At 45.0% G+C, this 19,302-nt stretch carries 15 protein-coding genes; 3 read left to right on the top strand and 12 right to left on the bottom strand.

Translation table 11 applies throughout. From position 1 onward, the window contains the following. Positions 1-130: 130 nt before the first annotated feature. On the top strand, positions 131-904 hold the full coding sequence (gene agaR / locus AAGC78_RS11030) for a transcriptional repressor AgaR (RefSeq protein WP_435784134.1): 774 nt from the start codon (positions 131-133) through the stop codon (positions 902-904). A gap of 82 nt (positions 905-986) precedes the next feature. Here agaR and AAGC78_RS11025 read toward each other — a convergent pair whose 3' ends face one another. The 6 genes from AAGC78_RS11025 to AAGC78_RS11000 form a co-directional block, all read right to left on the bottom strand. Then, positions 987-2,534 (bottom strand): family 20 glycosylhydrolase, encoded by a 1,548-nt coding sequence (locus AAGC78_RS11025; protein ID WP_435784133.1) that lies wholly within the window; start codon positions 2,532-2,534, stop codon positions 987-989. A gap of 34 nt (positions 2,535-2,568) precedes the next feature. Further along, positions 2,569-3,879: a sugar MFS transporter gene (locus AAGC78_RS11020; protein WP_435784132.1), complete on the bottom strand. Its 1,311-nt coding sequence runs from the start codon at positions 3,877-3,879 to the stop codon at positions 2,569-2,571. Between the two features lie 73 nt (positions 3,880-3,952). After that, positions 3,953-5,137: an N-acetylglucosamine-6-phosphate deacetylase gene (gene nagA, locus AAGC78_RS11015; RefSeq protein WP_435784131.1), complete on the bottom strand. Its 1,185-nt coding sequence runs from the start codon at positions 5,135-5,137 to the stop codon at positions 3,953-3,955. Next, positions 5,128-6,039 carry an ROK family protein gene (locus AAGC78_RS11010; protein WP_435784130.1) on the bottom strand — a complete coding sequence of 304 codons (912 nt, stop codon included), beginning with the start codon at positions 6,037-6,039 and terminating at the stop codon, positions 5,128-5,130. The genes nagA and AAGC78_RS11010 overlap by 10 nt, the downstream gene beginning before the upstream one ends. A 12-nt stretch (positions 6,040-6,051) precedes the next feature. Further along, entirely contained in the window at positions 6,052-7,188 is a 1,137-nt protein-coding gene (locus AAGC78_RS11005; RefSeq protein WP_435784129.1) for an SIS domain-containing protein, read from the bottom strand. A 25-nt stretch (positions 7,189-7,213) separates the two neighbouring features. Then, complete coding sequence (locus tag AAGC78_RS11000) at positions 7,214-8,491, bottom strand: D-tagatose-bisphosphate aldolase, class II, non-catalytic subunit (RefSeq protein ID WP_435784128.1); 1,278 nt, start codon at positions 8,489-8,491, stop codon at positions 7,214-7,216. A gap of 373 nt (positions 8,492-8,864) precedes the next feature. On the opposite strand from AAGC78_RS11000, the gene AAGC78_RS10995 reads away from it, so the two are divergent. Then, the gene (locus AAGC78_RS10995; RefSeq protein ID WP_435784127.1) at positions 8,865-11,690 is read left to right on the top strand and encodes a TonB-dependent receptor; all 2,826 of its coding nucleotides are present in this window, start codon (positions 8,865-8,867) and stop codon (positions 11,688-11,690) included. Positions 11,691-11,935: 245 nt separating this feature from the next. Here the strand turns inward: AAGC78_RS10995 and AAGC78_RS10990 are convergent, their stop codons facing one another. From AAGC78_RS10990 to AAGC78_RS10975, 4 genes are all read right to left on the bottom strand, one after another. Further along, positions 11,936-12,901: a glycoside hydrolase family 16 protein gene (locus tag AAGC78_RS10990; RefSeq protein WP_435784126.1), complete on the bottom strand. Its 966-nt coding sequence runs from the start codon at positions 12,899-12,901 to the stop codon at positions 11,936-11,938. Positions 12,902-12,960: 59 nt separating this feature from the next. Further along, entirely contained in the window at positions 12,961-14,661 is a 1,701-nt protein-coding gene (locus AAGC78_RS10985; protein WP_435784125.1) for a hypothetical protein, read from the bottom strand. 503 nt (positions 14,662-15,164) lie between these two features. Continuing rightward, on the bottom strand, positions 15,165-15,626 hold the full coding sequence (locus tag AAGC78_RS10980; RefSeq protein ID WP_435784124.1) for a hypothetical protein: 462 nt from the start codon (positions 15,624-15,626) through the stop codon (positions 15,165-15,167). A gap of 93 nt (positions 15,627-15,719) precedes the next feature. Next, on the bottom strand, positions 15,720-16,610 hold the full coding sequence (locus AAGC78_RS10975; RefSeq protein ID WP_435784123.1) for a LysR family transcriptional regulator: 891 nt from the start codon (positions 16,608-16,610) through the stop codon (positions 15,720-15,722). A gap of 138 nt (positions 16,611-16,748) precedes the next feature. Between AAGC78_RS10975 and AAGC78_RS10970 the strand changes: the two genes are divergently transcribed. Then, the gene (locus tag AAGC78_RS10970; protein ID WP_435784122.1) at positions 16,749-17,519 is read left to right on the top strand and encodes an SDR family oxidoreductase; all 771 of its coding nucleotides are present in this window, start codon (positions 16,749-16,751) and stop codon (positions 17,517-17,519) included. 108 nt (positions 17,520-17,627) lie between these two features. Here the strand turns inward: AAGC78_RS10970 and cysW are convergent, their stop codons facing one another. After that, positions 17,628-18,467 carry a sulfate ABC transporter permease subunit CysW gene (cysW, locus tag AAGC78_RS10965; protein WP_435784121.1) on the bottom strand — a complete coding sequence of 280 codons (840 nt, stop codon included), beginning with the start codon at positions 18,465-18,467 and terminating at the stop codon, positions 17,628-17,630. Positions 18,468-18,469: 2 nt separating this feature from the next. Then, positions 18,470-19,300, bottom strand: coding sequence for a sulfate ABC transporter permease subunit CysT (cysT, locus tag AAGC78_RS10960; protein ID WP_435784120.1), 831 nt, complete (start codon positions 19,298-19,300; stop codon positions 18,470-18,472). Positions 19,301-19,302 lie beyond the last annotated feature (2 nt).

The raw sequence follows: 19,302 nt of genomic DNA, 5'->3' as shown, positions 1-19,302 counted from the left end.
AGTCTTTCTTATCCCACTCACGCCCTTTCAATTGCAGCATATTTTGGCCAAAACAAAAGATAATTGTACAAGTTAAAGGTTTAAATATAAAATCGAGGTTTGTTTTATAGTCACTTTTTAAAGGCCTAATATGATTAGCACTGCGCAAAGACGATTGGAAATCGTGAACCTGACCCAGGATCGAGGTCAGGTATCTATCAATGAGCTTTGCGCAGAATACGGTGTATCTGCAGTGACTATCCGCAATGACATAAGAGAGCTGCACAACAGAGGCTTGATTGTTCAATCGCGCGGTGGTGCTTTAAAAAATGATCGTTTAACGCAAGAACTTTCCGTCAGGGAAAAAAGCGGTGAAAACATTTTGGTAAAACAGCGCTTGGGGAAAATGGTCGCTGAATTAGTATCGGATGGCGACTCTATTATTCTCGATTCGGGAACCACAACCCTGGAAGTTGCCCACTGCTTATCGAACCATAAAAACCTGGTGGTAATGACTAACGGATTGAATATTGCGTTAGAGCTTTCCAAAACCGAAGATATTGAAGTACTGCTTACCGGCGGCAAACTTCGTCGCAAGTCGCAATCGTTTTACGGCAGACAAGCCGAAGAAAGCCTGAATAATTTGCGCTTCAACAAAGCGATTATTGGCGTAGATGGATTTGATATTAACGGCGGGATCACGACCTATTTTGAACCCGAAGCCTGTTTGAACCGTTTAATGTGCGAGTCGGCAGCGGAAGTAATTGCAGTGACTGATTCATCCAAATTTACCCGTCACAGCCTGCATTTAATCAGACCGCTATCCAAAATTAATACCGTTGTCACTGACGATGGCATTAACAAAGAACATCTCAGAACCTTAACCCAACAGGGAATCAAGGTGCTTTTGGTTAAACGCGATTAATACAACCAGTATCTGAAAACTCATATCCCAAAAAAAAACGGCGATAGATATCGCCGTTTTTTTATTTTTACCTACTCGATCTTTACAGCGAAAATGGTGCTGCGCCAATCTTATTGGTATTTTCAATAAACGCCGGGAAAGTATCTGAACCTTTTACACCCCAGGCTTTTTCTGCAAACACTTTGAGTGGAACCTCATAGAACTGGTTAAACCATCCATCTGCTTGATGCTCCGCGCGATCCGCCCACAAACATACCTTATAACCTTTAAATTGCGCGCTGGTTTCTGGCTGCCATTTTTCATAAATAGATTTTGAATCAAAATAACCATAATCACCGGGAGCCTTTCCGTTTAAGCCGGGAGTAATGTAAAGCGCTTCCGGTCCATCTTCAAATGTCGAGATAATGTTGTAACCCTCTTGCAAAATAATGCCTTGGGTTTCTTTGTTCCAGACATTCACTACAACATCTTTGTCCGGTGAAATTGAAGTAACATTTTGCTTCTCAGCGCTGGGAGAAAAATTCCACCAGCTCCAGATTTGGGTAGTTTTACCGTAAGACTTTACTTGCGCATTGACTTCGTTAATCCAGGCAACAAAAACATCACCCGGGTATTGGTAGCCCAATGCTTTGGTTGCGGCAACCAACTCCGGGCATTCCATTTTTTGTTTATCGTACTGCCACTCGTCACCACCCACATGGAAATAAGGGCCGTCGAATAATGGAATAAATTCATCAAACAATTCTTTAATAAACTGTTTCGTTTGCGGTTTGCTGACATCCAGAATCCAACCGGGATTTTGTGGATTTAAATCCTGCGGCAACCAATTATTGCCAATAGTGTTGCGCATGGATTCACAGCTAAATGCCAAATCCGGATTCCATTTAATAATGTGGGTAGCGTGCGCAGGCAAATCTATCTCAGGCACAATCATAATCTGATATTGCTTGGCGTAATCCTGCAGATCACGAATATCTTGTTTTGAATAAGCCTGCTCCGATGCAAGAGTAGGAAACTTGTCGCTCTTTAATCTGAAGCCAGACCAATCCGTGAAGTGCAAATGCAACACATTGAGTTTCTGCCACGCCATATTACGAATAACCTGTTTTAGATAAGGAACTTCGTAATACCGTCTACCCACATCCATCATAAATGCACGCTCAGTCAGGATAGGATTATCTTTTATAACACCTCTTGGTAAGCGGCTTTGCCCAGGCTCTTGTTTAAGGATTTGCAGCAAGGTTTGGGTCGCGTTAAAAATGCCTTTTTCTGTCCCCGCAAGAACCTCCACTTTGTCGGCGATGGATATTGAATAACCATCCTCACCATAACCTCCCTCTTTTGAATAGGAGAAAGAAATATCGCCCGCATTTTTACCTTCAGCAAACGAGTAGCCTTTTCCACTCATCAATTTCAGATCTTGCAAGAAAAGGCTTACTGACGGGATTTTTTCTGCGGCAGAAATCGTTGTTTTATCGGTTAAAGTAAAATAACCACTCTTCGCCTGCCATTCTTTAAGCGCAGGAAGCACATTAGGCTTTTGGTTTAACGGACCTTCCGGTTGCTTGTCGGTGCAACTGGTTAGCAAGAGCAGTGAAAAAAAGATGGATAGCAAGATTCTAAGTTTCATAACAAATTCCAATTAGCATTGTTTTATAAAAAATTTACCAGTGAGTGATTTTGTGACCCTTAACCGCATAGAAGAGGATGACGAGATAACAGAAGAAAAGCGTGATATAGGCGTGCTGATGGCTAATGCCACTGTGGGACAAACCGCCGAAGACAAGCGGAAGCAATGCACCGCCAGCAATACTCATGATGAGCAAAGCAGAGCCGATGCCGGTGTATCGCCCTAAACCGTTAAGCGCCAGCGGCCAAATTGCTGGCCACACCAATGCATTAGCCATACCCAGCAGCGCAAGAAAAAATATTGAATTAGGAATAACCGGAATGCCTAACCAGGATAAGAAGATATGCGAGAGAGTTGCATCTTGCGGAGAACTAAAAACAATTCCGCAGGTGAATAGAATTCCCAACAATGCAGAAATGGCGAGCGCAGATTCTTGCTTTACGTAACGTGGGATTAACAAAATGCCTGCAATATAACCCAGCACCATAAACGCCATAGTGTAGGAGGTGAGCATACCGAAGTGTGCCAGCCCTAGCTCTTTTCCATACAAGCCAATAGTATCGCCAGCAATCACCTCTACTCCGACACCCATAAATAAAGCCAATGCACCTAAAATAGTGTGCGGGTATTTTAAAATACCAGACAGTTTTAATTTTTCACCTTCCTGTTTATCGCCATCACACTCAAGTTCTGGCAAAGGTGAAACTTTAATGAACAGCATCAAAATAAATAGCGTAACGGCCAGTCCTATATAAGGAGAAACCAATCGTTGCGATAAGGCGGTTAATTGCGCCTGCCGAGCTTCTTCATTCAACAATGCTAGCGACTCTTTGGTGTATTGATCCATTCCCGTCAGTACATAGGCAGTGAATACAATCGGCGCAATAACACCTGCACTTTTATTTATTACCCCCATGATACTGACGCGTACCGCTGCACTATTTTGCGGGCCGATACAAACCACATAAGGATTTGCCGCTGTTTGCAATAAAGTTAAACCTGCACCCAACACAAACAAGCCAATTAAAAATATCGAAAAGGTGGCTAACTTCGCAGCAGGGATAAAAATAAGCGCACCCAGCGCCATTATTCCCAACCCCGCTGCCATGCCATTTTTGTAGCCAATTTTCATCAACACCAACGATGAAGGAATTGCCATAATCGTATAGGCGGCATAAAACGCGAAGGTTACAAATAAAGCTTCAAAACTGTTGAGCTCGCACACGACTTCCAACAGAGGAATCAGGCTTCCGTTTAACCAGGTAACAAACCCGAAGATAAAAAACAGCATTCCGATAATAGCCATGGGAATGAGTGTTGAATTTTTATAGGAATAATCATTCATAGTTATTTCGCTTTCTGCTGTGTTTTTCTTTTTCGACTGTACATTCAGTGCAAATCCGAATTGGCTAAAAACCTCAAAAAAATGCTGAGATTGTTTCGCTTTTACTGAACACTAAATTGCCATCCAGAATAGTGGCCTGCACATCACCGGTTTCATCTGCAATCGCAAAACAAGCACGCTTGTTAACTGCAATACTGCCGAGACTATCCGCAAGACCGAGGAATTTAGCTGGGACAAGACTGGCCATATTGATCGCATCTACTTCCGAAATGCCGGCCAAATTGACGAAATTTTCTATCGCACGATTGAGTGTTAAGGTGCTACCTGCCAGCGAGCCTTTTAATGTTCTGGCAACGCCCTGCTCCACTTTTACATCCAGCTCACCCAACCGATAAATACCGTCATTCAATCCACCGGCATTAATGCAGTCGCTGATCAGGGTGATTTTTTTTGAATCCTTCAGACGATAAATCATTCTAAGAATTGCAGGATGCAGATGGACACCATCGGCGATAACCTCAACAAATGCATCATCATTCAGCAATACCGCCCCCGCACAACCAGGGTCGCGATGATGGATACCACTCATACCGTTAAACACATGCACACCGCCACTGGCACCAGCATCCAGTGCACAACAGGTTTGCGCCCAATTGGCATTGGTGTGGCCGAGCATGACGCGTACACCGAGGGATTTCAGATAGGGAATTAAATCAGCAGCACCATCTACTTCCGGTGCCATAGCGAGAACTTTCAGGGAGCCATTTGAGGCACTGACTATTTGGTCGATTCGCTCTTTGGTTAGAGTCAAAAAGAATTGTTCGTTATGCGCACCTTTGTGCTCATTGGAAAAAAATAACCCTTCGTTATAGGCGCCCAACACTTGCGCTCCGGGCATTTGTTTTCCCGCTGCCTCGCCAATCACCGAAAATGCAGCAAGGCTTTTTTCCCACGAAGATGTTACCGTAGTCGCTAAAAATCCAACAATGCCATAGCGCGCAAGCGATGAAGAAATAGTTTCAAGTGAGGACATTTTTGCATCCATCACATCGCAACCATCGCGACCGTGAATATGCAAATCAATTAAGCCGGGCAATACTTTATAGTTCCCCAGCTCCAATATTCTGATGTCTATTTGGGGCTGATCGTGAATGCCGGCAATTTTTCCGTTCTTCACAAGAATAAAAGCATTCTTTTTTATTTTGTCTTCCAGATACACACTTCTTGCAGACAAATAATAAGCATCAATTAATTGCATAGCTGACTCCCCAAAATTGCCGCACCACGTACACCGCTGGAGTCACCAAATTTTGCACGCACAATAACGGGAATATTTACGCCGCGAAATAAATGCGGCCGAATAGCCGAAGGCAGGGTTAACAGCACCTCATCCAATTGCGAGATGCCACCACCAATCACAATGACATCCGGGTCGTAATCCATTACCAATGACGCAAAACTGCTGCCTAAAATATCCATGTAGCAAGAGAAAGCTTTAATCGCGATCGGCTCTTTTTTACGGTAAGCCTCAATACATTCATGCGCAGTTGCATTTTCTTTTTCAGAAAAAAAACCGTACAAATACGCAAGACCAGGACCGGAGATATATTTCTCCAAACACCCAACCAAACCACAGCCACAAGACAAAATAGGAAGTTTGTATTTTTGCTGGATGTGCGCACCAATAGGATGATGACCGTATTCGCCAGCAATACCATTTGCGCTTTTATAAAGCTCGCCGTTAACACACAAACCTCCGGCGGCGCCTGTACCGATAATGGCACCAAACATTCGCGCATAACCTTCGCCAGCACCACCCGCTGCTTCAGAAAGTGCGAAGCAGCGAGTGTCATTGGAGATGGCAACCGGACGCTGCAATAATTTGGTGAGATCATCAGCAATCAGTTTTCCGTTGGCGCAAGGCACATTGGCCGACAATGATCGACCCATGCTGTCGATCACTCCCACCATGCCAACGCCAAGCGACCCAACCACATCAAACTTTCTATCTGCTTCCAATACCATGTCGGTAAGTGCAGATAAAAAAAGTGGGTAGTTAAGTTTTGGGGTAGCGATTCGCCAACTATCCACTTTATTCAAGTTGCGATCAAAAATGGCGATTTCGGTTTTAGTGCCGCCAACATCGAGCCCATAGATCATAATCAGCCCCTATTACGCCGCCGAACTGTCTTTTACAAATGGATAAATATTTACACCTTTCACCACGCGGTTTACTTCACCACTGGGTGAAGGATTATCCGGTGATATTCCCAAATTAACTGATTTGTAAAACGCCATCATTTGGCAATAAACCACATAAGGCAGACCGGCCCACACATCGGAGAGAGAGGCACGACCACCCAATGCTTCAATATCCAACGCCAATAAATTGCGCGCCTTATTGTTTGCATTCAGCTCGACCAATAAATCTTTTTCGTAGCCGGAGGTGTAACCCGCTTGCGACATAAAAATAATAATTTCAGTATCTTCATTCACCAATGTTTTAGGGCCGTGCCTGAAACCCAATGGCGATTCAAAGAAGCTTGGCACCTGCCCCGAAGTCAGCTCCAAGCATTTCAGCGATGCCTCTTGCGCAATACCTTTCAAGCAACCAGAGCCGAGGAAAATTAATCGGGATACTGAAGATGTTGCCTGCCGCTGGATTTCAGTAACGTGATCCGTCAGCAAGTGTTTTGCAATTCTGGCCACTTCTTCCAGTTGTTGGGCAGCCGGTGCAAATACACACAAGGTCGCCACATACATTGAAGAGAAACTGCTAGTCATGGCAAAGCTTTGATCATGAGTACGCAACGGCATTAACAGTACAAATGCATTGGCTTCTTGTGCGCAGCGCAATGACAACACGCCTTCAGGATTGCAGGTAATAATGAGGTGGTAACACTCATCGATAATTTGGTTCGCCAGATCAATAGTCGCAATACTTTCCGGACTACTACCCGATCTACCGTAAGAAACCATTAACGTAGGTATTTCTTTAACAAGATAAAGATCCGGATTTGAAACAATATTGGTGGTACTAATTGATTCAAACTGGCGCTTATTTTCTTTGGTGAGGTGTGGAGCCAGGGTATCGCCAATATAAGCAGAGGTACCTGCGCCGGTTAAAATAATGCGCAGATTATTTTTTGCCAATAATGGTTTTAACCAAGCGGATAATTGTTCGTTGTTGGCATCAACAATTTTACTTGTTTCCAACCAGGCGTCAGGTTGCTGGGTAATTTCTTTTGCAGTCCAGAATGCGCCTTTTTCTTTTAATGCGCTTTCGCTGTAGTTTAAGTAGTTAAGCATAACCGGTATTACCTATGTAATATTTCTATTTAGCGCAAGCGTCTGAATACACTTTAGTGACTTGCATAATTTTGTGTTTGACCAATGATTCAGGATCAGCCTGGATTTGTTTATTGCGCACCGCATCGTATTGCACTGGCATAAACTGACTAATGAGTGGCAGCGGTATTTCAATGCGCTTTAAATTATCCAGCAGCTTTTGCACTGCCCCTTCAACACGCGGACTATTCCAGTAGTAACGGATACGGTCGCTGTAACTGTATTGGCGATAAAGCGTTTCTTTTAATGGCGGAACCACGTAAAACTTTTTCCAATACACCGATTTTTCTTGCATCTCGTCTTCGAGAATATCGCGCAAAAATGACAACTGGTCTTTGGGTAACAACTGCTCTTCTATATAAGACAACGCAAACAGTGCCTCGCGCATTGCATAAGTCAGTTGTGGCCCGACTTTTAAAATCGCAAAGTGATCGGCAACCAACTGCGCGTAAGATGAATGGACTTGATAGTCAGTTGAGTGCGCCTCGAACACAATATTGGGATATTGTTTTATGCACTGGCTGAGCGCGACCGCGCGGCCCGCGTTGTAATCAACTACGTTGGTGTGATCAAACTCAACGCCCGGCTGCACCACTAAGCCCACCACCCGCGACCAGGCATCTTGCAATCCGTAACGCTCAAACGCAGCCTTGTGGCATTCCATGGTTTGCGCCACGCGCTCAACCGATGTCAGCTCCAAATCATGAATCAATTCTGCTGCACCACCCGGTGGCGGCACTTCGGTTCCAATAATGTAAACAACATCCGATTTACCAAAAGTATCGCGGGCGGCTGACTCTGCTGCTGCACATAACATTGCTGCACGCTCAGCCACGGTTTCATCCGACAGTGCTACCGGATCATCCGAACAACTCATGCTTGCGTCCAAATGGATTTTCTTGAAACCACTTTTAACATAGACGCTAACCAACTCTTTTGCTTTTTCGAGTGCAGCAACAGAACCTTCAGCAACCCAACATACTGGGCCGAGGTGATCGCCGCCGGGAATGATCCTGTTGCGCGGAAAACCGGCCTTGTCAGCAATCTTGCCGATGAATTCCATATAGTCGGCGGGGCGCATTCCGGTGTAACCACCAAATTGGTTCACCTGATTGGCAGTAGCTTCAATCAGTACATAAGTACCATCTGCCTTGGCCTGCTCAATAGCAGCTTCCACAACAAGAGGTTGCGCACAACAAACAGAATAAATACCCCCTTTGTTGTTAGCCCTGTTGGCCGCGACTATCTCGAAAATCTCATTCATCTGCATATTCCTCTTTACGTATGAAACGCTCAATTGACTAAAACCCACTCAATTTCGCTTTTTTTAATCATACATAAATATATCGAAACTTTTCAAATCTTTTTTTAATTTGCCATTTTGATACTTTAAGTGACAAATCGAGTTAAAAATCGCCTTTAACGGGCAACTCAATGCAACAAAAACAAATATTATTGCCTTTCAATATCTTTTGATTTATAAATTAATACCACTAAACGCTTAAATTTCGAACCAAACTTGGTAAAAGTAGATTTTTAAGGCTTGTTTTTTAGTTTTCTAGCGATTTTTATACAAAACAAAGAAACTGCAGGGCGAAAACCTGCAATAACAAGGTCAATCCGTGGAGGAGCGAATAATGTTTACAAAGACTCAACTATCAATCGCCGTTTGCGCTGCGATTGCCAGCATGGGAATGGCAGGTACAGCAACAGCCCAAACTGACGCCAGCGGTATCGAAGAAGTGGTGATAACGGGTATCGCTGGCAGCTTGACCCGCAGTATCGACATCAAGAAAAACTCGAATCTGGTGTCCGACAGCATTGCCGCAGAAGACCTTGGTAAGTTTCCCGATAACAATATTGCCGACTCCCTGCAGCGCGTACCCGGTGTTGCGATTGATCGCGCCGGTGGTGAAGGACGTTACGTGAGTATTCGCGGCCTTGGCCCCGACTTTACGCAAGTACTGGTAAATGGCCGCAGCGTTGCAACCGAAAACGAAGAGCGCGCATTTAGTTTTGACACACTTGCCTCTGAACTCATCAGCAAGGTAGACGTTTTCAAATCATCCAACGCAACACTAAAAGAGGGCGGCCTCGGCGGCCTGGTGAATGTTGTCACTGCGCGGCCATTTGATTTTAATGGATTGCATGTTGCGGGTAGCGTTAAAGGAATTTACGAAGAAAATAGTGAAGACACCAGCCCGCAGGGCTCACTGATTGTTAGCAATACGTTTAACGATAAAAAGTGGGGTATTTTAGGCTCGCTGACTTACCAAAAAAGATCAGCAGCAAAATACAGCGTAAGCAATAGCCACATCTCCAATACTGAAGAAGAACCTTTCCTCGAATTTATTGAACCTTCACTCGGCTGGGATGGTGGTTACGCTTATTCCGGCGATAGTATTGAAGAAGACACGTTCAGATTGCAGGAAATTAATCGCGGTATCACTTATGAAGAGCGCGAAAGAATCGGCGGAAACATCGCTATTCAAATGCAAGCGACCGATAATTTAGTGCTGACTGCTGATGCAATCTATTCCAAGTACGATACATCAACATCGCAGTATTACACCGGCAACTATTTGTGGGCACCAACACTCTCGCCATTAAATAAAGTGGATGGCAATGGTTTTTATACCACCATCAACCACGGTTATGACGCAGGCTACAATATTTCCGGCTATGCACACGCACTTGAAACGAAAGAGCGCCCTACCGAAACATTAATTGGCGGCTTTAATGCTAACTGGCAAATCAGCGATAGCCTGTCGATGATTGCCGATTTATCGCAATCATCATCGATCATGGACAACAAAGGTCTTGATCGGGTTTACACACTTGAAATCCTTGATCAGCCAGGCATTCTGGTTACCTCAAACGGTGGCATTCCTTCAATAGAATACGCTAATGCCACCGCAGTTTTGCCGAGCGAAGGTAACGCCAACCAATCCAAATTAAGAGCGCGCCAAACATCGAATTACGGAGTTTATGTTGAAGCAGACAACACCGAAGCCAAAGTTGATTTCACTTGGGAGCCAACAGATTTTGCATTAACCAAGGTGAATTTTGGTGCGAACTATACCGAAGCTAAAAAGACCAACGAATACTGGGATACCCCCAACCTTATCAAACGCATGTATCAAAAAAATGCGGAAAAACAAGTTATCGATTATGAAAGCATTGTTGATGGTGTAATTAATCCCGGCAATGTGTTTGGCAACTTGAATGGTGATGTTTATAAAATTGATCCAGTCGCTTATCGCAATTGGATGGCAAACAATATTGATGGCCGCGACAAAGCGAATACCGCCTCCGGTATTGCCACCAAAGCAGCATTTATTGCCAACGGCAGCAGCTGGAATGCAGTGAAGAGTGGTAACTCATTTGAGATTCAGGAAGATGTTTCATCGGCGTATATTGAAGCAGTAAAAGATACCGAAATTTATGATATGCCACTGTCCATTTCTGCTGGAGTTCGCTACACCTCAACCGAACTGACCTCATCCGGCACATCACAAGTGTTAGTCAGCCTTGAGCCTGAAAGTACTTTGCCGGGTGAACCAGAATCGCCCAATCTGGTAAAAAATTACAGCGACGAAGCCGGTTCACCTGTTGCCATGCAAAACAAATATGACAACTGGCTACCATCGATTAATGCCAAGCTTACCGTGACCGATGATTTTATGATTCGCGCCGCCGCCAGCCAAACATTAACTCGCGCAACATTAACATCACTTGCACCGCAATTAATTTACGGCACTACCACCAAAGGTACGCGCGTTGCCACCGGCACTAACCCGGAGTTGAAGCCATTTTTATCAACCAATATCGACGTATCGTTTGAATATTATTACAACGATGCAAGCTTGGTCGCACTGGCATTATTCAGAAAAGATGTTGACGATTTTATTGTTGATAGAAGTGAACCGGAAACATTTACCAATGTTGAAGTTCCTGCGGATCATCCTGAATATCAGGTATTCCAGGTTCGTCGCCCGCACAATGGCCCATCAGCAGTCATTGAAGGTGCCGAATTTAACTGGACTCATATTTTTGAGAATGGTTTTGGTTTTACCGGCAACTACACAGTGGTGGATAGCAACGCAACGCTCGGTAGCGCAGGTGGAGCAGAAACCTTTGCCCTGCCAGGCGTAAGCGATACCGGAAACTTGACCGGATTCTACCAAGCAGACAAGTGGGAAATGCGTGTTGCCTACAACTACCGTACCGCATTCCTCGGGCGCGTATTCAACGGCCCAAGTAATGAGCCAGTAAATGTAGGTGCTTACGGTTCAGTCGATATCAGCGCGAGTTACGACATTCTCGATAACGTCACCATCTTCATCGAAGGCAGTAACGTAACCGGTGAAACGGTTGATAAATATGGCCGCTACTCCAACCAATTTATCAGCTTTGAAGATACCGGCTCACTCTACACCTTTGGTGTACGCGCCAAGTTTTAATGTGTGATCGCCTCTGTTTAGCCCGACATTATGTCGGGCATTTTTCTTCCCAGTGAGCATTCTCCTATGCTCGTAGCCTTTGCCCGATAATTTTTATCGGGCTTTTTTGTGCGCGCAAAACAACCAGCTAGATATTAAAAATCCATCAAGCATAAACTCAGCATTCAAAATAACCGTCAGATTTTTTCAAGCAAAAAAAAGCACCGTTAACAATTTAACGGTGCTGCATTTACCAGAAAACTATTTTACAGTGGAGAAACGCGAATCCAATCAATATACAAATGTTCGGTATGGAAGTTGTAATTCATTACCGGCCAAGGCGCTGGCCATGCACCCGCATAAAGGATCGCCGGATCACCATTTACATGCTCAGTGGTAGTCGCTTGTAAAATATCATCGACATACCAATCAATACGCACATTGCCATTCTTACCATCGTACCAATCAAAACGATACACATGGAATTCGCCATCAAACGGATTAACAGTTGTCGATGAATGATTGATATAAGTTGCATCCTCATCTCGCTCCGTGCGACTCCAGGTATTGAACCCCAGTATTGTTTTTGCAGTATCCCAAGCTGGCGCAGGCTTTACATTGGCAGGCATTTCAATATCAATTTCGGTATAAATACGTTTAGCGGGCGGATTAGCGTGATCATCGCTATCGTAATAAATCCAGAAGCACGAGCAACCATAAGGCCCCGGCAAATTCTTCATGCGAATTTCATAACGCCCACCGCCGATAAGGTTTTTACTTTTTAGCAATCCACCCTGGCGTTTTTGTGTGGGATGCAAATCGCCAAACGTCATACTATCAACCACAGTGATTGTAGATCCTTTATCTTCAACCGTCGTGAGTGCAATATTCTGCGGGCGAATCGGGTATTTGTTGCCGATATTTTCATTCGCAATAGTCCACTTGGCCGTGTCGATAGCTGCTCCATCAAAATCATCACACAAAATATAATTGCCAACACAAGTTCCCGCTGTCGCTGCAACCGAACTTGTAGTAGCAGATGATACGGAAGCTGAAGATATTGCTGATGATAAAGTTGAGGAAGCAGCGCTACTGACAACTGGCAGACTGGAAGATACTTTACTGCTCGCTGATGACACAGTGGATTTTCCACTAGACCCACCACCGCTACTACCGCAGGCAGTTAATACAGCAACTGAAACAACACACACCGGCAAATACAAATACTTCATTGAATACTCCTGAAATAAAAAAGGGCATCCTAATGGATGCCCAAACAACACAAACTAAATCAAAGCGCAGAAACCCTTACCCAATCGATGTACAAATGCTCAACGTTGTGGTTGTAGGTCATACCTGCCCAAGGTGCGGGCCAGTTTCCAACCCACAATTCCGCAGGATGATCACTAACATGCTGGGTTGTTGTTGCCTGCAAAATATTGTCGACATACCAATCGATGCGTAAGTTGCCATTGCCGCCGTCATACCAATCCCAACGGTAAACGTGGAACTGACCATCAAATGGATCAACGGTAGTTGATGGATGATTTATGTAAGTTGCATCATCATCCGAGTCGGTGTGGCTCCAGGTATTCAAGCCTAAAATTTTCTTCCAGGTATTCCAGGGTTTTACGGTTTTTTCGTGCGACGGCATTTCGATATCAATTTCAGTGTAGATACGAGTTGCCGGAGGATTCGCTTCGTTTTCGCTATCGTAATAATTCCATATGCATGAACAGCCATAAGGTCCAGGTAAATTTTTCATGCGCACTTCATAGCGGCCACCCGCTAATTTATTTTTACTGATCAGCACGCCGCCTTGGCGAACACCACCGGGATGAGCATCACCAAATGCCATACTGTCCACAACCGTAATGGTGGTGCCGTTATCATTCACAGTAGTCAGCGCAATATTGGCAGGGCGAACCGGATATTGGTTTGCGATATTGGTGTTACCCACTTTCCAGATATTGGCATTGATGGACGCACCATTAAAATCATCACACAGGATATAAGTTCCTGCACAGGGAGAACCGGCCGCAACACTGGATGCCGCACTTGAAGAAACATTCACGCTCGATGCGCTTGATGAAGGTGTTGATGAGGCAGCCCCACCGCCACCAATTAATGCAACACCATTTAATTTAACGTTGTGCGCATAACCTTTGCCGGTTTGTCCGGTCCAGAATGAACCATACACAGTGACAGTGTTTCCCTGTGCAGTGAATGTCATTGCTGTCACTGCAGTTGAAGCAGCCCAATTACCACCGCGCTCCAGATTTTGCGATCCATTAACCACACCTATGTAGGTGTAACCACCCGCAGAGTTGTACACATTTCCAGTCAAGGTATATGACTGGCCAGGCACTACAACAATATTGCGAATCTCGCCGCGAGAAACAGCAGCATTTGCAGTCAGTGTTAACAAATCTCCGCTCGCCGTAGCATTTCCTGACGCACTAACCCAACTGTAAGTACCTGATGCAATACTGCTTGCAGCAGCACTGGACGCAGGGCTCGATGCAACAGAAGACACAGCTACAGAACTGGAAGTTGTACTACCAATTACCGCCACACCATTTAAAGTAACGCCTTTAACAAAACCATTTCCGGTTTGACCCTGCCAAAAAGATCCATAAACCGAAATGGTGTTACTCGCAGCGGTAAAGGTAATCGGGGTGACCGATGTATAAGTTGTAGTATTGGAACCACGCTCGGTAATTGCTCCCCCGTTATTCAAACCGACATAAGTCCAATTACCGGTAACCGAACTACGGATCTGTGCCCCAAGGGTGTAGCTTTGCCCTGCCACCACTGGAATATTTAAGATATCCGCTTTTGCACGAACACTCGGACTGCCCACCAAAGTCACCTCAGCACCGTTGATGGTGGTGGTGCCCGATGTATTTACCCACTGGGCGGCTTGCGCCGCACCCGACAACCCCACACACAGCATCAGGGCTATACCCCACACTCCTTTCAGCATTCTCATCACATTTACCCTCATTTATTAAAAAATTGTTATTAATCGAAAGTTTCGATAGTTAGCCAAGCCCAGCCAGGTTGCAGTCCAGCGACAGGTAATTCGGGGCACCCTTCAACATCGCTTACATTTTATACCGCACAAACAAAGATACAGCAAGTTTCAATTTCAATTAAAGTATTGAAAACCTGCTTAATTAGGGATAAATTTCACAAATAAAAAGAAATAAAATGACAATAAAAATAAAAAGAAAGACAAGTGATAGGGAAAACAAGGAAAGCTGGAGGGATATATCACCCAATCCCGAGCCGCCCAGAGACATACCAGCTGGCAAAACGAAGGCGGGCAGAATCCCGTGTGACTAAGGAATACAAACGAGGTAATTGATAGGTGGGAATGGAGAGAATCCAGAAGCTACGCAAGGATCAGAATATGGAAAGAAATAATGCAGGATTCAATATGGTATTGAATCCATAACACGCGGCGCTTTTACCAAAGGCACGACTGGACACTCACTCTTTAATCCAGCGCTCTTCCACTTTCCATGGATCATTAGTGTGTTGCTTGTAGATACCGGATTGATAAAAGCCGGTTTCGTTTAGATAAATTTTATAAGGAGTCTTAAGGCCAATACTGCTTAAATCTTTTAAATTAAATAGCACCTCTTCCTCAATATTATTTTGCGTGCTGTCATAGGTATAACGACCACCGGACAAACTCACAACGCGTTTGGTGTCTTTTTCGTATGCAGGCGATATCCAAAATCCGTCAGCAAATATTTTGAGAATTTCCACGCCCTCCATTGGAGTAAACTCCTGGCTATCTTGTGCCTGCAAGGTATCCAGCCGATAGACACCGGCAACATCTTTCCCAAAGTTAAAATTGATAACCCCTATTCCGAGCAAAAATAAAATAACAATATTCTCTGCAAAAAAAAGGGATACCAAAATAGATATTTTATTATTTTTAAACATAAATTAATCCTGCAAGCTATTTATATATTGCTTGAGGATAACAGAGTTTATTTATTTAAAGACTATAAAAATAGGGTTTTTCTACAAACTACCTCATTCACTTAAGGCTTCAACTAAAGTATCAAACACCAAACGAATTCGCGCGGGCACAGGTCCACGCTGTGGACGATAGATATATAAATCCCAGGGTTCCGGAGAAAATTTTTCCAACACGATCTTTAATTTGTTTTCAGCTAAAAATTCACTCGCCAAAAAATCCGGGATTTGCCCAAATCCCAGACCGCTGGTAACTGCAATTAATTCTGCCTCTGTGTCCGCACTACTGAGCCGAGGCTGCGTTGGCGTCCATTGTTTATCTGCAGCAAAAATCCACGGCCAAAACCGGCCAGTGTTGCGATCAATCAAACCGGTAACGGGCATTTGATTGAGCGAGTCGATACTCACAGGTGCTCCAACGCGCGCAATTAAATCGGGCGTGCCCACAACGTGCAAATAAACCTTGGCAAGTTGTCGCGCAATAAAACGACTATCGCGAATAAAACCGATACGCACACCTATATCGATTTTTTCATCGACCACATCAACGCGCTCATCGCTCAGCGTTAAATCAATATCCAGCTGCGGGTGCGCAGCTGTTAGCTTCATCAAGATCGGCATCAACCGTTTATGGCCAAAGCCAATCGGTGCGGTGATACGCACGCGTCCATGTAATTCATTGCTACCGGGTTTTGCGCTTGTTTGGAAAAGATCATCCACCGCAAGCAATCGTTCTTTCGCTTTGGCTGCCAGCTCCTCGCCCACCTGCGTTACCTGCACTTGGCGGGTATTGCGATGGAACAGCAGCTCACCTTGCAATTGTTCCAGCTCTTTAACTGCACGGGTTACCGCCTGGGGGGAGATTCCCAAACGATGCGCAGCCTCTTTAAAACTGGTGGCCTCAGCAGCAGCACAGAAAATCCGCAACATTTCGAGTCGATTCAGCATATGCACTCACCCAAGTGGCTTATCTCATTTATTCCATTTTTTGGAATTATGAAATCATAACATTTCCATTTATTGGTTTGTTGGCGGGCAGCATACTGAACCCGTTCCTTCAACATTCATCCCAATGAGGCAAGCAAAATGAGCAGCAATATCAGTAACAACACCAGCAACAATATCAGCAATAAAGTAATCGTAATTACCGGCGGCAGCAGTGGTTTGGGCGAGGCAACTGCCCGTTATTTGGCAAGCCTGGGCGCAAGCGTCGTGCTTGGCGCACGCCGCGTAGAAAGACTGGAAGCCATAGCCGCAGATATCCGCGCAGCCGGTGGCAAAGTCGCCGTTCAAGCCACTGACGTTACCCGCCCGGATCAAGTTCAGGCATTGGTAAAACTAGCGCACGACAACTTCGGCAAAGTAGATGTGATCATCAACAACGCAGGCTTTATGGCACTCGCCCCCCTCACCGATACACGCATCGAAGAATGGGACCGCATGATTGATATCAACGTAAAAGGTTTGCTCTACGGCGTAGCCGCTGCGCTACCGGTATTTAAAGCACAAAACTCAGGGCACTTTATTAATATCGCGTCGGTCGCAGGTACCAAAGTATTTAGCCCGGGCGGCACTGTTTATAGCGGTACAAAATTCGCAGTGCGCGCGATTACTGAAGGCCTGCGCCATGAAGTTGGTGGCAGCATCCGCACCACCATTATTTCACCGGGTGCCGTTCGCTCGGAATTGAAACTGGGTAGCTCCAATGAACAAAGCGCTACCGCAGTGAATGAATGGTATGAGCAAAATGAAATCTCGGAAGACTCAGTAGCGCGCGCAATTGCCTATGCTATCGAGCAACCAGCCGATGTTGATATCAGTGAAATTGTGTTACGCCCTACTGTGCAGGAATTCTAATAGCCTTGTGAATCACTGCTACAGAAAACAAAAAACCTCGATCAGTCATGATCGAGGTTTTTTATTAATACCGATAGCTTAATCAACGCTATTGGATAGCTGAATAAATCAGTGGAGTGAACCGGATAACTTCCGGTTTTGCAAATACTCAAATATCGTTTTTAAAATCAGGGTAAGCAACGCGATAGAGGCGAGCAACAAAGCAGCAGTAAACGCACCTACACTGTTGTAGTCCTGCTGCAACAATTGCACATGCAGCGGCAAGGTATTGGTATGGCCGCGAATCGCGCCCGAGACTACCGCCACTGAACCAAACTCCCCCACCGCACGCGCCGTCGTTAACACTGTGCCGTACAGCAGCGCCCATTTGATATTGGGCAAAGTCACACACAAAAACATACGTAAGCCACTTGCACCCAATACCATTGCCGCCTCTTCCTCCTCGGAACCCTGCGCCTCCATTAACGGAATCAATTCGCGCGCAACATAAGGACTGGTGACAAAAATAGTGACCAATACAATCACTGGCCAGGCAAAAATTACTTGTATGCCTTGGCTATCCAACCAACCACCGAGCCAGCTTTGGTTGCCATACAACAATAAATAACACAGGCCAGCAACCACTGGTGAGATTGCGTAAGGCGCATCGATAAAAGCGATTAATAATTTTCGCCCGGTGAACTGAAATTTGGTGACACACCAGGCGATCAAAGTACCGAACACCAAATTCACCGGCACGGTTAATAGCGCAACCCAGAGCGTCAGACGAATTGCAGCGAGCATATCTTTGTCGAGCAAATTGCTGGTAAACAATTCCCAGCCACCGCGAAAAGCAGAAACAAAAATCAGCGTAAGCGGCAGTATCAGCAACAGGAATACAAAAAATAGGCCCAAGCCAATCAGGACTTTGCCGAGGGTTTTAGGCTTTTGTGCAATATAAGTCTGCATAATTAAACCCTAGTGTGCCGTTTGCCGTAATAATTTTGCAGCAGCTGCACTGCAAGTAACAGGAGCAGTGAGGTAATTAAAATCAGCATCGCCACTGCCGCTGCAGCAGGATAATTATATTCACCGATATAGGTGAAGATCATCAGCGATACAACTTCTGTCTCGTAAGGCATGTTACCGGCGATAAAAATTACCGCCCCAAATTCCCCGAGGCTGCGTACAAAAGACAAGGCCACTCCAATCATTAACGCCGGCGTCATATGGGGCAAGATAATGCGAAAGAAAATTTGCCGCTTATTTGCACCGAGGGTTTCAGCAGCTTCTTCAAATTCGGGAGACAGATCTTCAAGCACAGGCTGCAAGGTGCGCACCACGAATGGAATACTGGTAAACACCATCGCCAAAATAATACCTAAAAAGGTATAGGAGATTTTGATATCAAACGGCACCAACAATTGCCCTACCCAGCCATTTTGGGCAAACAATGCGGAGAGGGTTAAACCGGCAACAGCAGTAGGCAGCGCGAAAGGTAAATCGATCAGGGTATCAACCAGTTTTTTACCGGGAAATTGGTAGCGCACTAAAATCCAGGCAAGCAAGACACCGAGAAACAGATTCAGCACCGTCGCAATACCTGCAGCCAAAAAGGTTACGCGGAAGCTAGACAAGAGGCGGGGATCAGTAATGTAAAAAACAAATTCATCCCAGCTAATATGCAAGGACTGCAATACCAGGGTAATTGCAGGCAGCAAAACCACAAGGCTTAAATAAAATACGCCCAGTCCAAGGCTGAGCGTAAATCCGGGGAGTACACGTAAGGATTTTTTTGTCACAA

It is taken from the genome of Cellvibrio sp. (assembly GCF_039207905.1).
Classification (GTDB): Bacteria; Pseudomonadota; Gammaproteobacteria; order Pseudomonadales; family Cellvibrionaceae; genus Cellvibrio.
The sequence above is the reverse complement of the archived record's forward strand: the minus strand, read 5'-3'. Positions and strand labels throughout refer to the sequence as shown.

Bases quoted from the DNA above. Each gene is read 5' to 3' on its own strand.
- agaR (WP_435784134.1), top strand. From the start codon at position 131: ATGATTAGCACTGCGCAAAGACGATTGGAAATCGTGAACCTGACCCAG.
- AAGC78_RS11025 (WP_435784133.1), bottom strand. From the start codon at position 2,534: ATGAAACTTAGAATCTTGCTATCCATCTTTTTTTCACTGCTCTTGCTA.
- AAGC78_RS11020 (WP_435784132.1), bottom strand. From the start codon at position 3,879: ATGAATGATTATTCCTATAAAAATTCAACACTCATTCCCATGGCTATT.
- nagA (WP_435784131.1), bottom strand. From the start codon at position 5,137: ATGCAATTAATTGATGCTTATTATTTGTCTGCAAGAAGTGTGTATCTG.
- AAGC78_RS11010 (WP_435784130.1), bottom strand. From the start codon at position 6,039: ATGATCTATGGGCTCGATGTTGGCGGCACTAAAACCGAAATCGCCATT.
- AAGC78_RS11005 (WP_435784129.1), bottom strand. From the start codon at position 7,188: ATGCTTAACTACTTAAACTACAGCGAAAGCGCATTAAAAGAAAAAGGC.
- AAGC78_RS11000 (WP_435784128.1), bottom strand. From the start codon at position 8,491: ATGAATGAGATTTTCGAGATAGTCGCGGCCAACAGGGCTAACAACAAA.
- AAGC78_RS10995 (WP_435784127.1), top strand. From the start codon at position 8,865: ATGTTTACAAAGACTCAACTATCAATCGCCGTTTGCGCTGCGATTGCC.
- AAGC78_RS10990 (WP_435784126.1), bottom strand. From the start codon at position 12,901: ATGAAGTATTTGTATTTGCCGGTGTGTGTTGTTTCAGTTGCTGTATTA.
- AAGC78_RS10985 (WP_435784125.1), bottom strand. From the start codon at position 14,661: ATGAGAATGCTGAAAGGAGTGTGGGGTATAGCCCTGATGCTGTGTGTG.
- AAGC78_RS10980 (WP_435784124.1), bottom strand. From the start codon at position 15,626: ATGTTTAAAAATAATAAAATATCTATTTTGGTATCCCTTTTTTTTGCA.
- AAGC78_RS10975 (WP_435784123.1), bottom strand. From the start codon at position 16,610: ATGCTGAATCGACTCGAAATGTTGCGGATTTTCTGTGCTGCTGCTGAG.
- AAGC78_RS10970 (WP_435784122.1), top strand. From the start codon at position 16,749: ATGAGCAGCAATATCAGTAACAACACCAGCAACAATATCAGCAATAAA.
- cysW (WP_435784121.1), bottom strand. From the start codon at position 18,467: ATGCAGACTTATATTGCACAAAAGCCTAAAACCCTCGGCAAAGTCCTG.